The 13,103-nt window shown below is 73.3% G+C and carries 11 protein-coding genes and 2 pseudogenes; 7 read left to right on the top strand and 6 right to left on the bottom strand.

Annotated elements, in window-relative coordinates:
• From KS423_RS48560 to KS423_RS22820, 4 genes are all read right to left on the bottom strand, one after another.
• Positions 1–179, bottom strand: a 179-nt coding sequence (locus tag KS423_RS48560) for a DUF2510 domain-containing protein (RefSeq protein WP_224281458.1), incomplete at its 3' end; no start/stop codon positions are given.
• A gap of 110 nt (positions 180–289) precedes the next feature.
• The gene (locus tag KS423_RS22830; RefSeq protein WP_224281455.1) at positions 290–1,090 is read right to left on the bottom strand and encodes a 3-oxoacyl-ACP reductase; all 801 of its coding nucleotides are present in this window, start codon (positions 1,088–1,090) and stop codon (positions 290–292) included.
• Positions 1,091–1,097: 7 nt separating this feature from the next.
• Positions 1,098–2,483 carry an aldehyde dehydrogenase gene (locus tag KS423_RS22825; RefSeq protein ID WP_224281452.1) on the bottom strand — a complete coding sequence of 462 codons (1,386 nt, stop codon included), beginning with the start codon at positions 2,481–2,483 and terminating at the stop codon, positions 1,098–1,100.
• Positions 2,484–2,506: 23 nt separating this feature from the next.
• Positions 2,507–3,892, bottom strand: a complete 1,386-nt coding sequence (locus tag KS423_RS22820; protein WP_224281451.1) for a glutamine synthetase family protein — start codon at positions 3,890–3,892, stop codon at positions 2,507–2,509.
• 165 nt (positions 3,893–4,057) lie between these two features.
• Between KS423_RS22820 and KS423_RS22815 the strand changes: the two genes are divergently transcribed.
• From KS423_RS22815 to KS423_RS22795, 5 genes are all read left to right on the top strand, one after another.
• Complete coding sequence (locus KS423_RS22815; RefSeq protein WP_224281450.1) at positions 4,058–4,786, top strand: gamma-glutamyl-gamma-aminobutyrate hydrolase family protein; 729 nt, start codon at positions 4,058–4,060, stop codon at positions 4,784–4,786.
• Between the two features lie 194 nt (positions 4,787–4,980).
• Positions 4,981–6,030 carry a cation diffusion facilitator family transporter gene (locus KS423_RS22810; protein ID WP_224281449.1) on the top strand — a complete coding sequence of 350 codons (1,050 nt, stop codon included), beginning with the start codon at positions 4,981–4,983 and terminating at the stop codon, positions 6,028–6,030.
• Between the two features lie 58 nt (positions 6,031–6,088).
• Entirely contained in the window at positions 6,089–6,991 is a 903-nt protein-coding gene (locus KS423_RS22805) for a 5'-3' exonuclease (protein WP_224281457.1), read from the top strand.
• Between the two features lie 157 nt (positions 6,992–7,148).
• Positions 7,149–7,943 carry a hypothetical protein gene (locus KS423_RS22800; RefSeq protein WP_224281448.1) on the top strand — a complete coding sequence of 265 codons (795 nt, stop codon included), beginning with the start codon at positions 7,149–7,151 and terminating at the stop codon, positions 7,941–7,943.
• Positions 7,940–8,290: a transcriptional regulator gene (locus tag KS423_RS22795; RefSeq protein WP_224281447.1), complete on the top strand. Its 351-nt coding sequence runs from the start codon at positions 7,940–7,942 to the stop codon at positions 8,288–8,290. Before KS423_RS22800 ends, KS423_RS22795 begins: the two co-directional genes overlap by 4 nt.
• A 147-nt stretch (positions 8,291–8,437) precedes the next feature.
• On the opposite strand, the gene KS423_RS22790 is transcribed toward KS423_RS22795, so the two are convergent.
• On the bottom strand, positions 8,438–11,293 hold the full coding sequence (locus tag KS423_RS22790; protein WP_224281456.1) for an RNA helicase: 2,856 nt from the start codon (positions 11,291–11,293) through the stop codon (positions 8,438–8,440).
• Between the two features lie 137 nt (positions 11,294–11,430).
• Here KS423_RS22790 and KS423_RS22785 point away from each other — a divergent pair.
• Positions 11,431–11,559, top strand: a pseudogene (locus KS423_RS22785) (transcriptional regulator); the annotation flags it as partial.
• On the opposite strand, the gene KS423_RS22780 reads toward KS423_RS22785, so the two are convergent.
• Positions 11,556–12,728 carry an aminotransferase class V-fold PLP-dependent enzyme gene (locus KS423_RS22780; protein WP_224281446.1) on the bottom strand — a complete coding sequence of 391 codons (1,173 nt, stop codon included), beginning with the start codon at positions 12,726–12,728 and terminating at the stop codon, positions 11,556–11,558. The pseudogene KS423_RS22785 and the gene KS423_RS22780 sit on opposite strands and share 4 nt — an antisense overlap.
• 121 nt (positions 12,729–12,849) lie before the next feature.
• Between KS423_RS22780 and KS423_RS22775 the strand changes: the two are divergent.
• Positions 12,850–13,103, top strand: a pseudogene (locus KS423_RS22775) (S9 family peptidase); the annotation flags it as partial.

Below are 13,103 nucleotides of genomic sequence, written 5' to 3'. Positions count from 1 at the left end.
GGCCCCGGGGCCGCGGCGGCCGCCGGCTCCGCCTGCGGAGCCTCCGGCGCCGGGGCGTCCGAGGGTGCGGGCCGGGTGTCGGCCGTCCAGCCCTTGCCGTCCCACCACCGCTGCGGCCTCGGGTCGCTGGTGGTGTCCTTGGGGTCCGGGTACCACCCGGCGGGGATCTGCTCACTCACGGTAGAGAATCTAAAGGCAGCCGGATAAACGCGAAATCAGCGCAGCCGGAGATTCCCGCCGTTTTCGATGAGATTCCGGTGAGAACCCCGGTGCGGCGGCGAGGACGAGCCTAGAGCGGGGTCACGTACGCCCCGGAGATGCCGCCGTCCACCAGGAACTCGCTCGCCGTGATGAACGAGGAGTCGTCGCTGGCCAGGAAGGCCACCGCGGCGGCGATCTCCTCGGCCCGGGCGAACCGGCCGAGCGGGATGTGCACCAGCCGGCGGGCGGCCCGCTCCGGGTCCTTGGCGAACAGCTCGCGCAGCAGCGGGGTGTCCACCGGCCCGGGCGAGAGCGCGTTGACCCGGATGCCCTCCCGGGCGAACTGCACGCCCAGCTCGCGGGACATCGCCAGCACCCCGCCCTTGGAGGCGGTGTAGGAGATCTGCGAGGTGGCCGCGCCCATCCGGGCCACGAAGCTGGCGGTGTTGATGATCGAGCCCCGCCCGTGCCGGCGCATGTACGGCAGCGCGGCCTTGCAGCACAGGTAGACCGAGGTCAGGTTGACCTCCTGGACCTTGCGCCAGGCGTCCAGGCCGGTGGTGAGGATCGAGTCGTCCTCGGGCGGCGAGATGCCCGCGTTGTTGAACGCGACGTCCACGCTGCCGCAGGTCTCGTACGCCTCGTCGAACAGCGCCTCGACCATGTACGGGTCGGTGACGTCGGTGTGCACGAACAGCCCGCCGACCTCCTTGGCGGCGGCCCGCCCGGTCTCCTCGTCGAGGTCGGCGCAGACGACCTTCGCCCCCTCCGAGGCGAGCCGTCGGGCGGCGGCCAGGCCGATCCCGCTGCCCGCGCCGGTGACCACCGCGGTGCGGCCGACCAGCCGGCGGCAGGCGACGTCGTCGCGCGCGGCGTGCTTCTCGCTCATGGGGCTGTCACTCCTCGCTGTGGATGAAGACGTTCTTGGTCTCGGTGAAGTGGCGCAGCGCGTCCGGCCCCAGCTCGCGGCCCACCCCGGACTCGCCGAAGCCGCCGAAGGGCGTCCAGTAGCGCACCGAGGAGTGCGAGTTGACCGACAGGTTGCCCGCCCGCACGCCCCGGGCCAGGCGCAGCGCCCGGCCGACGTCCCGGGTCCAGATCGAGCCGGACAGGCCGTAGCGGGTGGCGTTGGCCAGCCGCAGCGCGTCGGCCTCGTCGGTGAACGGCAGGACGGCGGCGACCGGGCCGAAGATCTCCTCGGTGACGGCCGGGGCCTCCGCGTCCCCGGGGGCGACCACCGTGGGCGGGTGCCAGTAGCCGGGCCCGTCCGGGACCTTCCCGCGGGCCAGCACCGGCAGGTCGGGGGTGAGGTAGGAGGCCACCCGGCGGACCTGGGAGGCCGAGATCAGCGGGCCGAGCTGCGTCTGCGGGTCGGCCGGGTCGCCGGTGCGCAGGGTCTCGACGGCGGGCAGCAGCAGGGCGAGGAAGTCCTCGTACACCTCGCGCTGGACCAGGATCCGGCTGCGGGCGCAGCAGTCCTGGCCGCTGTTGTCCGCGAAGGACATCGGGTCGGCGGCGCGGGCCAGGTCGGCGTCGGCGAAGACGATGTTGGGGCTCTTGCCGCCGAGCTCCAGGGTGACCCGCTTGGCGCGGGCGGCGCAGCGGGCGGCGACCTCCTTGCCGACGACGGTCGAGCCGGTGAAGACGATCTTGCGGACGGCCGGGTGGTCCACCAGGGCCCGGCCGGTGCCGGCGCCCGCGCCCGGGACGACCTGGAACAGGCCCTCGGGCAGGCCCGCCGCGAGGGCGAGCTCGGCCAGCCGCAGGGCCGTCAGCGGGGTGGCCTCGGCGGGCTTGAGCAGGACGGCGTTGCCGGCCGCCAGCGCGGGGGCGAAGCCCCAGGCGGCGATCGGCATCGGGAAGTTCCACGGCGCGATCACCCCGACCACGCCGACCGGCTCGTGGAAGGTCACGTCCAGGCCGCCGGGGACCGGGATCTGCCGGCCGGTCAGCCGCTCCACTCCTCCGGCCGCGTACTCCAGCAGGTCGCGGACGTTGCCGGCCTCCCAGCGGGCGTTGCCCAGGAGGTGGCCGGCCTCCTCCACCTCCAGGGCGGCCAGCTCGGGGACGTGCACCTCGACCTGGTCGGCGAAGCGGCGCAGCAGCCGGGCGCGTTCGCCGGGGGCGAGCGCGGCCCAGCCCGCCTGGGCCTTCACCGCCCGCCGGACGGCCGCGTCCAGCTGTTCGGGGGTGGTGTCCGGGACAGTGGCGAGCACCTCGCCGGTGGCGGGGTTGCGAACGGTGCTCGCGGCGGGGGCGGTGCTCGCGGTCGGCTCGGTCATGCCTCACGTCCGTCGGTCATGCGTCACATCCGTTCGAAGGATCGGTAGCGCTCCCAGTCGGTGACCGCCCCGTCGTAGGCGGCCTGCTCGACCCGGGCCATGTTCAGGTAGTGCTCGACCACGTCGTCGCCGAAGGCCTCGCGGGCCAGCACGCTGTCCGCCCACAGCTCGGCCGCCTCGCGCAGCGATCCGGGCACCCGGGCGTACTCCTCGACCGCGTAGGCGTTGCCGAGGCATGGCGCGGGCAGTTCCAGCTTGCGCTGCAGCCCGTGCAGGCCGGCCGCGATCATCCCGGCCACCGCGAGGTACGGGTTGACGTCGCCGCCCGGCACCCGGTTCTCCATCCGCAGGCCGGGGCCGTGGCCGACCACCCGGTAGGCGCAGGTGCGGTTGTCCCGGCCCCAGGCGACGGCGGTCGGGGCGAAGGAGCCCGGGCGGTAGCGCTTGTAGGAGTTGATGTTCGGCGCGTACAGCACGCTGAACTCGCGCAGCGCGGTCAGCTGACCGGCCAGGAAGTGCCGCATGGTGTCGGTCATCCGGCCGTCCCGGTCGGCGAAGGCGGGGGCGCCGACGGCGTCGCGCAGCGAGAGGTGGATGTGGCAGCTGTTGCCCTCGCGCTCGTCGTACTTGGCCATGAAGGTGAGCGCGCAGCCGAGTTGGGCGGCGATCTCCTTCGCGCCGGTCTTGTAGACGCTGTGCTGGTCGCAGGTGGTGAGGGCGTCGGCGTAGCGGAAGGCGATCTCGTGCTGGCCGAGGTTGCACTCGCCCTTGGCGGACTCCACCACCAGGCCGGCACCGGCCATCTCGGTGCGGATCCGGGACAGCAGCGGCTCGACCCGGGCGGTGCCCAGCATCGAGTAGTCCACGTTGTAGAGGTTCGCCGGGGTCAGGCCGCGGTAGCCGCCCAGCCAGGCCTGCTCGTAGGTGTCGCGGAAGACCAGGAACTCCAGCTCGGTGCCGATGTCGGCGGCCAGGCCGTGCTCGGCGAGCCGGGCGATCTGGCGGCGCAGCAGCTGGCGCGGGGCGGCGTCCACCGGGTGGCCGCCGTGCCGGGCGAGGTCGGCGGTGACCTGGGCGGTGCCGGGCTGCCAGGGGGTCAGCCGCAGGGTGCCGAGGTCGGGGCGCATCGCGAAGTCGCCGTAGCCGGTGGCCCAGGAGGAGAAGGCGTAGCCGTCCACGGTGTTCAGGTCGACGTCGACGGCCAGCAGGTAGTCGCAGGCCTCGGCGCCGTGCTCGGCGACCTCGTCGAGGAAGAACCGGGCGGCGAAGCGCTTGCCCTGGAGACGGCCCTGCATGTCGGTGAAGGCGAGCGCGACGGTGTGCACCTCACCGGCGTCCACCAGGGTGCGCAGCCCGGCCAGGGTCAGCGGCGGCCGGGGCGGCGAGCCCGCGGCGGTCTGTTCGAGCATGGCTGAACCCTCCTCCTCGATCACTCTTCGAGATCAAGCGGTCACAGCGAACCGTACGGCCTGCCGCTCGCGGGGCGGAAGAGGGCGACGGGTGTCGGCTGCCCGTGGCGCGCCGACGCGCGTGGCTGACGGTGGATCGCGCGGTTCGGGGGGAGAATGCGCGCCATGGATCGCAGGCCTTTGATCGGCGTCAGCACCTACCTGGTGGACGCGAGTTGGAGCGATTGGCGGGGCCGCCGGGTGGCCCTGCTGCCCGAGCGGTACACCGCGCAGGTCCGGGACTCCGGCGGGATCGCGGTCCTGCTGCCGCCCGACGCCCCGGAGCGCGCGCCGGAGGTGCTAGCCCGGCTGGACGGCCTGGTGATCGCGGGCGGGCCGGACATCGACCCGGCGTACTACGGGGAGCCGGCCCATCCGGCGACCGAGGTGGACTCGCCGGAGCGGGACGCCTGGGAGGTCGCGCTGCTGCGGGCGGCGCTGGTGGCGGGGATGCCGCTGCTGGCGGTCTGCCGGGGGATGCAGATCCTGAACGTGGTGTGCGGCGGGACGCTGGTGCAGCACCTTCCGGACGTGGTGCCGGTGGACGTGCACGGAGGGTCGCCCGGGTGCTACGGCTCGCACCTGGTACGGCCGGTGCCGGGGACGCTGTTGGGCGGGCTGCTGCCGGAGAGCGAGCTGGAGGTGCCGACCTTCCACCACCAGGCCGTCGACCGGGTCGGGGCGGGCCTGCGGGTGAGCGCCCACGCGCCGGACGGGACGGTGGAGGCGGTGGAGGGCCCGGGGTTCGCGCTCGGGGTGCAGTGGCACCCGGAGCAGGGGGACGATCTGCGGCTGATGCGGGCCCTGGCCCGGGCGGCCACCGCGGCGACTCTCGACACGCTGGCGCTGGGGTAGCGCAACTGGGCGCGGGGGCAGGGGAGTTCGGGCCGCCGGCCGGCTGTGGTGTGCGCCGGGTCCGGCCGCCCGGACGGGAACGACAACGGTCACCAGTACAACCTTTGGATCTTTGCCGATTCTGCGGTTCACTTCGGGTGCGGGCCGGTCGCGCCGCGCCCCCCTTCACACCCGTGCGCCCAGAGAGGACTTCCATGGCCGGGCACGAGCATTCGCACGATGATCATGCGCATGACCACAAGCACGGGCACGGGTCCGGCGGACACGGCGGACACTCGCACGGCGTCGCCGCCGACGCGGACCGCCGCTGGCTGCTCAGCGCCCTCGCCCTGATCGTCGTCTTCATGGCCGGCGAGGTCGTGGTCGGCTTCGCCGCCCAGTCCCTGGCGCTGATCTCGGACGCGGCCCACATGCTCACCGACGCCGCCTCGATCGTGCTCGCGCTGATCGCCATGCGGCTCGCCGCCCGCCCGGCCCGGGGCGGCTACACCTACGGCCTCAAGCGCGCCGAGATCCTCTCCGCGCAGGCCAACGGGGTCACCCTGCTGGTGCTGTCGGCCTGGCTGGGCTACGAGGCGATCACCCGGCTGCTCGAACCGCCGGAGGTCACCGGCTCACTGGTGCTGATCACCGCGCTGGTCGGGATCGTGGTCAACCTCGCCGCCACCTGGTGCATGTCCAAGGCCAACCGCAGCTCTCTGAACGTCGAGGGCGCCTTCCAGCACGTGCTGACCGACCTGTACGCGTTCATCGCCACCGCCGTCGCCGGTGTGGTCGTGCTGACCACCGGCTTCGCCCGGGCCGACGCGATCGCCTCGCTGATCGTCGTCGCACTGATGCTCAAGGCCGGCATCGCGCTGGTCCGGGACTCCGGGCGGATCTTCCTGGAGGCCGCCCCGGCCGGGATCGACCCGGACGCGGTGGCCGACCGGATGGTCACCGAGCCACTGGTCGAGGAGATCCACGACCTGCACATCTGGGAGATCACCTCCGGCCAGCCCGCCCTGTCCGCGCACATCCTGGTCACCCCCGGCGGCGACTGCCACGCCGTGCGCCGTTCGCTGCAGCGCCGGCTCTCGGACGAGTACGGCATCACCCACTCCACCCTCCAGGTCGACCACGTCGGCGAGGACGAGGCCGGCGCGCTGCTGCAGATCGCCGGGCCGGGCGATCCGGCCGTCGACGCCGAGCACTGCGCCGACGCCCACGGCCCGGTCCACCGCGCCGGACCGCACGAGCACTGACGACACCCGTCCGTCACCGCGGTGCGGCATGATGCTGATCGTGACCGCACCGCGACTGATGCTGCTCGACTCCGCCAGCCTGTACTTCCGGGCCTACTTCGGCGTACCGGACACCCTGCGCTCGCCGCAGGGTGAGCCGGTCAACGCCGTCCGCGGCCTGCTGGACTTCATCGCCCGGCTGGTCCACGACCACCGCCCCGAGGAACTCGTCGCCTGCATGGACGCCGACTGGCGCCCGCAGTGGCGGGTGGACCTCGTCCCCTCGTACAAGACGCACCGGGTCGCCGAGGCGGCCGAGGACGGCGAGGAGGAGGTGCCCGACACGCTGGCCCCGCAGGTCCCGGTGATCGAACAGGTGCTGGACGCGCTCGGCATCGCCCGGGTCGGCTCCCCCGGCTACGAGGCGGACGACGTGATCGGCACCCTCACCGCCCGCGCCACCGGGCCGGTGCAGATCGTCACCGGCGACCGCGACCTCTTCCAGCTGGTGGACGACGCCCGCGGGATCACCGTGCTCTACCCGGTCAAGGGCATGGGCAACCTCCAGGTCACCGACGACGCGCTGCTGCTGGAGAAGTACGGCGTGCGCGGTGCCCGGTACGCCGACATGGCCGCCCTGCGCGGGGACCCGTCGGACGGCCTGCCCGGGGTCAGGGGCATCGGCGAGAAGACCGCCGCCCAGCTGATCAACGAGTACGGCGACCTCGCGGCCATCCGCGCCGCCGCTCTCGACCCGGGCTCCAAGCTCACCCCGGCCCGCCGCCGCAACATCGTCGAGGGCTCCGCCTACCTCGACGTCGCCCCCACGGTCGTCCGCGTCGCCGACGACGCCCCCCTGCCGGGCTTCGACCCGGCCCTCCCCCGCGAGCCGCTGTACCCGATGACCCTGGAGGAACTCTCCACCCGCTGGGGCCTCGGCACCTCCCTCGACCGCGTCCTGGAAGCCCTCGCCACCCGCTGAGCCCGTACCTGCGAAGGGGCCCGCACGTTCGACGCGAACGTGCGGGCCCCTCGGCGTTCCCGGGGTCGGCCGGCCCCAAGTGCCCTTGACTACACCTCACTTTGCGATGCAAAGTTCATGGCACAGCAAAGCGATTGCGCGTGACAAGGGGTGGATCATGACGACAACGCACGGGGGCGGCCCGGCCGAACTCCTCGCCGAGACGGAAGGACTCCGGGCCCGCGCCCGGACACGGCTGCGCGGCTCGGGGGTGCCGCTGCTCGGGTTCGGCCTGCTGGCCCTGGCCGCCGCGCCGATCTCCGGCCAGGCCTACAACTTCGGCGCCAACGGGCGGTCCGTCGATTCCTATCCGCTCTTCGCCTACTCGGAGCTCATCGACCTCTGCGTGTCGCACACCCCGGACGGCCCGTGCCAGACCGGCGAGTTCGACGGTGCCGTCCTCCGATTCCTGGCCTGGGGCGTCTGGTACGCACTGCTCCCGCTCGCCTGGCTGGCACTGGCCCGCTGGTACCGGCGGCGCGGCGAGGCCCGCGGGATCGTCCCGCACCGCAGCGGTTGGATCGGCGCCGCGGTCGGCGTCGGCATCCTGGTCTCCGCCGTGCTGCTCGCCCTGCTCTTCGCCCACCGGGTGCCGTTCGCCCTGTCCATGCTCGTGAACACCTACGCCTCGCCCTGGTACGTGGTCGGCATCGGCCTGGTCGTCCTCGGGCTGGCCGAACGCAGCCCCCTGGTGACCGCCGCCGGGCTCGCCCATGCGGCGCTGCTCACCGCCTACCTCGCGGCACCGTGGGAGAGCGGCTGGCTGCCGTGGCTCGACCGGGGCGACGGCGGCTGGGCCGACGGCCCGCAGCCGAAGGCGCTGCTGCTGGCGGCGGTCCTGCTGGCCGCCGGGCTGGCGCAGTGGACGGCGGCCCGCCGCGCACCGGGGGCATCCCGTACGGTCTCCTCATGAGCGTTGCGGACGAAGCCGAGGAGCAGCATCCGACCCTCGCCCTGGACGACACCGTCCACCAGCGGGTCCGGCTCGGCATCCTGGCGATCGCCCGCGAGGCCGAGAGCGTCGAGTTCGGCTTCCTCAAGGAGCAGCTCGGCCTCACCGACGGCAACCTCTCCCGCCACCTCAAGGTCCTGGAGGAATCCGGCCTGGTCACCGTCGCCAAGGGCTACGCGGGCCGCCGCCCCCGCACCTGGGTCTCCCTCACCCCCCACGGCGCCGAAGCCCTCGACCGCGAACTGCGCGCCCTGCGCGAACTCGTCCGCCGCCTCGACGCCGCCGGGTCCGGACGCCCCCGGGAATAGGAACCGAGGCGACGGGGCACAGCCGAAACCGCACGGTGGTGGGGAGTCGGGGCTGCGGGCACCGGTGGCTTCCGCCTCCTTCGTCGTCAGGCATGCGAAGGGGCCCGCACGTTCGACGCGAACGTGCGGGCCCCTTCGGGTGTCCGGCTAGCCCACCGAGGAGTAGGCGATGATGCCGCGGCGGAGGCCGTCGACGGCCTTGCGGGCGGTCCTGCGGAGTTCGACGTCCTCGCCGGCGGCGTCCTGGATCTGGCCCAGGACGTCGATCAGCTGCTTGGTCCAGCGGACGAAGTCGCCGGCCGGCATGTCGGCGTCGCGCAGCACCTGGTCGAGGTTGTGGCCGAGCGCCCAGCGGTAGGCGACCCAGGCGAAGCCGAGGTCGGGCTCGCGCTGGCCGACGCCCTCGGCGGTGTTGATCCGGTGCTGCTCCTCCAGGGCGTCCAGGTGCCCCCAGATCCGGACCATCTTGCCGAGCGCCTCCTTGGCCGCGCCCTCCGGCACCCGGGGGGCGCCGGCGTCGTCGGACTGGCGGGCCTCGTACACCAGCGCCGAGGCGCAGGCGGCGAGTTCGGCGGCGGCCAGGCCGTTCCAGACGCCCTCGCGGATGCACTCGGAGGCGAGCAGGTCGAGCTCGCCGTAGAGCCGGCCGAGCCGCTTGCCGTCGTCGGTGACGGTGTCCCCGCTCAGGTAGCCGAGGTCGGTGAGCAGCGCGCAGACCCGGTCGAAGGTGCGGGCGATGGTGTGGGTGCGCGAGCGCATCCGCCGTTCCAGCAGCTCGGTGTCACGGTGCAGCCGGTGGTAGCGCTCGGCCCAGCGGGCGTGGTCCTCGCGGTCGGAGCAGCCGTGGCAGGGGTGCCTGCGCAGCTCGGTGCGCAGCCGGGTGATCTCCGGGTCGTCGGCGGCGGCCGCGCGGCCGCGCCGGAAGCGCTCGGGCTCCAGGTGGCCGGCCTTGGTGCGCAGTGCCGAGGCGAGGTCACGCCGGGACTGCGGGCTGCGCGGGTTGAAGGACTTGGGGATGCGCACGCGCTCGATCGCGGCGACCGGGTGCGGGAAGTCGATCATGGCGAGCCGCTTGACCTGACGCTCGGCGGTGAGCACCACCGGGCGCGGGCCGTCCTGGAAGTCGGGGTGGCGCGGGCCGCCCCGGCCGGAACGGTTGACCGGCGGCAGGCCCGGGTCGAGGACCAGGGCGAGGCCGGCGAACTTCCCGGTGGGGACGTGGATGACGTCGCCCGGCTTGAGCTGCTCGATGGACTCGACGGCGGCCGCGCGGCGCTGGCTGGTGCCCTCGCGGGCGAGCTCGTTCTCGCGGTCCTTGAGCTTGCGGCGCAGCTCCATGTAGTCGTCGAAGTCCCCGAGGTGGCAGGTCATCGACTCGCGGTAGCCCTCCAGCCCCTCCTCGTTGCGCTGCACCTGGCGGGCGATGCCGACCACCGAGCGGTCCGCCTGGAACTGGGCGAAGGAGGTCTCCAGCAGCTCGCGCGAGCGGTGCCGGCCGAACTGGGAGACCAGGTTGACGGCCATGTTGTAGGAGGGCCGGAAGCTGGACTTGAGCGGGTAGGTGCGGGTGCCGGCCAGGCCGGCCAGCGCCTCCGGGTCGAGGCCGCGCTGCCAGAGCACCACGGCGTGGCCCTCGACGTCGATGCCGCGCCGCCCGGCCCGGCCGGTGAGCTGGGTGTACTCGCCGGGGGTGATGTCGGCGTGGGTCTCGCCGTTCCACTTGACCAGCTTCTCCATGACCACCGAGCGGGCGGGCATGTTGATGCCGAGCGCCAGGGTCTCGGTCGCGAAGACGGCCTTGACCAGGCCCTTCACGAAGAGCTCCTCGACCACCTCCTTGAACCGGGGCAGCATCCCGGCGTGGTGGGCGGCAATGCCGCGCTCAAGCCCGTCCAGCCACTCGAAGTAGCCGAGGACGTGCAGGTCCTCGTCCGGGATGTCGGCGCAGCGCTCCTCGACGATCGCCCGGACCTGGGCGCGCTCGGAGTCCTTGTTGAGCCGCAGGCCGGAGCTGAGGCACTGCTGGACGGCGGCCTCGCAGCCGGCCCGGCTGAAGATGAAGGTGATCGCGGGCAGCAGGCCCTCGGCGTCGAGCCGGTCGATGACGTCCACCCGGCCCGGCGTCCAGACCCGGCCGGGACGGCCGTTGGGCATCGAGCGGCCCCGGCCGCGGCCGAAGCGGTCGCGCGGGTTGCGGTCGAGCTCGGAGCGGGCGAGCCGGACCAGCTCGGGGTTGACGGCCTTGCCGGGGTTCTTCAGGTTGTTCTTGGGGCGGCCGTCCCGGTCGGGGTCGGCGAACAGGTCGTACATCCGGTTGCCGGCCATCACGTGCTGCCACAGCGGCACGGGGCGGGTCTCGGAGACGATCACCTTGGTGCCGCCGCGCACGGTGTCCAGCCAGTCGCCGAACTCCTCGGCGTTGGAGACGGTCGCGGAGAGCGAGACGAGGGTGACCGACTCGGGGAGGTGGATGATGACCTCCTCCCAGACCGCGCCGCGGAAGCGGTCGGCGAGGTAGTGCACCTCGTCCATCACGACGTAGCCGAGGCCGTCGAGGGTGCTGGAGCCCGCGTAGAGCATGTTGCGCAGCACCTCGGTGGTCATGACCACCACGGGCGCGTCGCCGTTGACGGTGTTGTCACCGGTGAGCAGGCCGACCTTGGCGGCGCCGTAGCGCTTGACCAGGTCCCCGTACTTCTGGTTGGAGAGCGCCTTGATCGGCGTGGTGTAGAAGCACTTGCGGCCCGCGGCCAGGGCCAGGTGCACGGCGAACTCGCCGACGATGGTCTTCCCGGAGCCGGTGGGGGCGGCGACCAGCACGCCGGATCCGGCCTCCAGCGTCTCGCAGGCCTCCAGCTGGAAGTCGTCCAGCGGGAAGTCGTACAGCTGCTGGAAGCCGTACAGGGCGGTGGCCTGCTCCTGGGCCCGGCGACGGCTGGCCGCGTACGCCTCGGCGGGGCTGAGCTCCCGGTCGTCCTGGAGCTCTGGATCGGGGGTGTTCATCGCCGTCCGGATGTGGTTGGTGTGATCTCGCATCTCAGCGAGAGGTTACCCGGGAGGACTGACATCGATAGCACCGTTTTTCCGTGCGACGAGATCGCTCCCCTCCCAGATCCATAGTTGCAAATGTCTTCAAGTGATCGGTACAGAGTTACGCGCTGGCCGGCGGCGACGTCGCCGACCTGCTGCGGGCCGCCCGGCGAATCCTCACCGGGCTGCTCGCCGACCGGAACCTGCTCCTGGCGGAGCTACAGGCGTCCGGCGACTAGCCCTTCAGCAGCTCCGTCAGCCCCTCCGCCAGCCGCTCGTACTCCTGCGGCCGGTTGTACAGCTGCGCGCTGACCCGCAGCACCCCGCCGCCGGCCCACGGGCGGACGGCGATCCGGGTGCCCAGCCGGTGCCACACCTCGGCCATCAGCGCCTTCACCTGCGGCTCGGTCTCGCCGTACCCGGCCGGCAGCCGGACGGTGCTCATCCACACCCCGGGTGTCGAGGGCAGCGGCGCCAGGCCGGCCCGCTCGGCCAGCACCCCGCCGCCGTACGCGGCGAGGGCGGTGTTGTGGGCGGCCACCGCCGCGTGGCCGAGTCCGCGCAGCAGCTCGAAGCCGGCCGGGGCGGCCAGCCAGGGCGTGTAGTCGCAGGTGCCGCGCCACTCGACGTTGCCGGGGAAGCCCTTGTCGTGCTCCCAGGACAGCGCCAGCGGGCGCACCCGGCCGGTCCACTCGGGGCGGACGGCGAGCACCCCGGTGGCGCGCGGGGCGAAGGCCCACTTGTGCAGGTTGCCGAACCAGAAGTCGGCGTTCGGGTCGATCGGGGCGGGCAGCATGCCGGGCGCGTGGGCGCCGTCCACCACGGTGGTCACGCCGCGGGCGCGCAGGTCGGCGAGCAGGGCCGGGCCGGCCACCAGGCGGGCGGTGGGCGAGGTCAGCTGGTCCAGGATCGCGACGGTGGTGCGCCCGTCCGCTGCGGCGAGCACCGCCTCCCGGACGGCCTGCTCGTCCGGGGCGTCCAGGGGGACGCGGGCCACCACGAGTTCGGCGCCGGTCTCGGCGGCCTTGCGGGCCGCGGCCTGCGTCACCGCGCCGTAGCCGTGGTCGGTGACCAGGATCCGGTCGCCGGGCGCGAACGGGATGGTGTCCAGGGCGATCGCGACCGCCTCGGTGACGTTGGAGACCAGCGCGAGCCGGTCCGGGTCGGTGTCCAGTTCGGCGGCGATCAGGACGCGGGCGGCGGCGATCCGCGCCGGGAGGTCGGCGAAGAAGCCGTCCGGGTCCTGCTCGTGCTCGGTGCGCAGCCGGTCCTGTGCCCGCTGCACCGGGAGGGGCACGGCGCCGAACGAGCCGTGGTTCAGGTGCGCGGTCTGCGGCGACACGCTGAACAGCCCGTCGGCGGCGGGCAGCGGGGCCGGGGGTTCGGTGGTCCGCAGGTCCTCGTTCACGGTTTCCTCCGCTGGCTGACGTGCCGGTGGCTGACGTTCCGGCCGGCATGCAGACTGATGTGTGACATTTCACATGACAGACTACTGGTCGGGACACGCACCTCGCGACCACCATCGGGCCGTGACCATCACCGACCCCTTCCTTGCCCTCAGCGCCCGTACCGGCCGGTTCGCCTTCGGCGCGCCGCGTGCGTACACCCTCGCCGAGGACGGTACCCGGCTGCTGCTGCTCCGCTCGACCGGTCCGGAGGATCCGGTCGACCGCCTCCACCTGCTCGACGCCGCCACCGGCGAGGAGCGGCTGGTCGCCGACCCGGCCGCACTGCTGCCCGGCCGCACCGGCCGGCGCGACGACCTGCCCGCCGTCGAGCGGCG

Origin of the sequence: Streptomyces sp. LS1784 (assembly GCF_020103755.1) — a bacterium.
Taxonomy (GTDB): domain Bacteria; phylum Actinomycetota; class Actinomycetes; order Streptomycetales; family Streptomycetaceae; genus Kitasatospora.
Note: the sequence above shows the minus strand (reverse complement) of the source record. Positions and strands in the feature narration are given on the sequence as shown.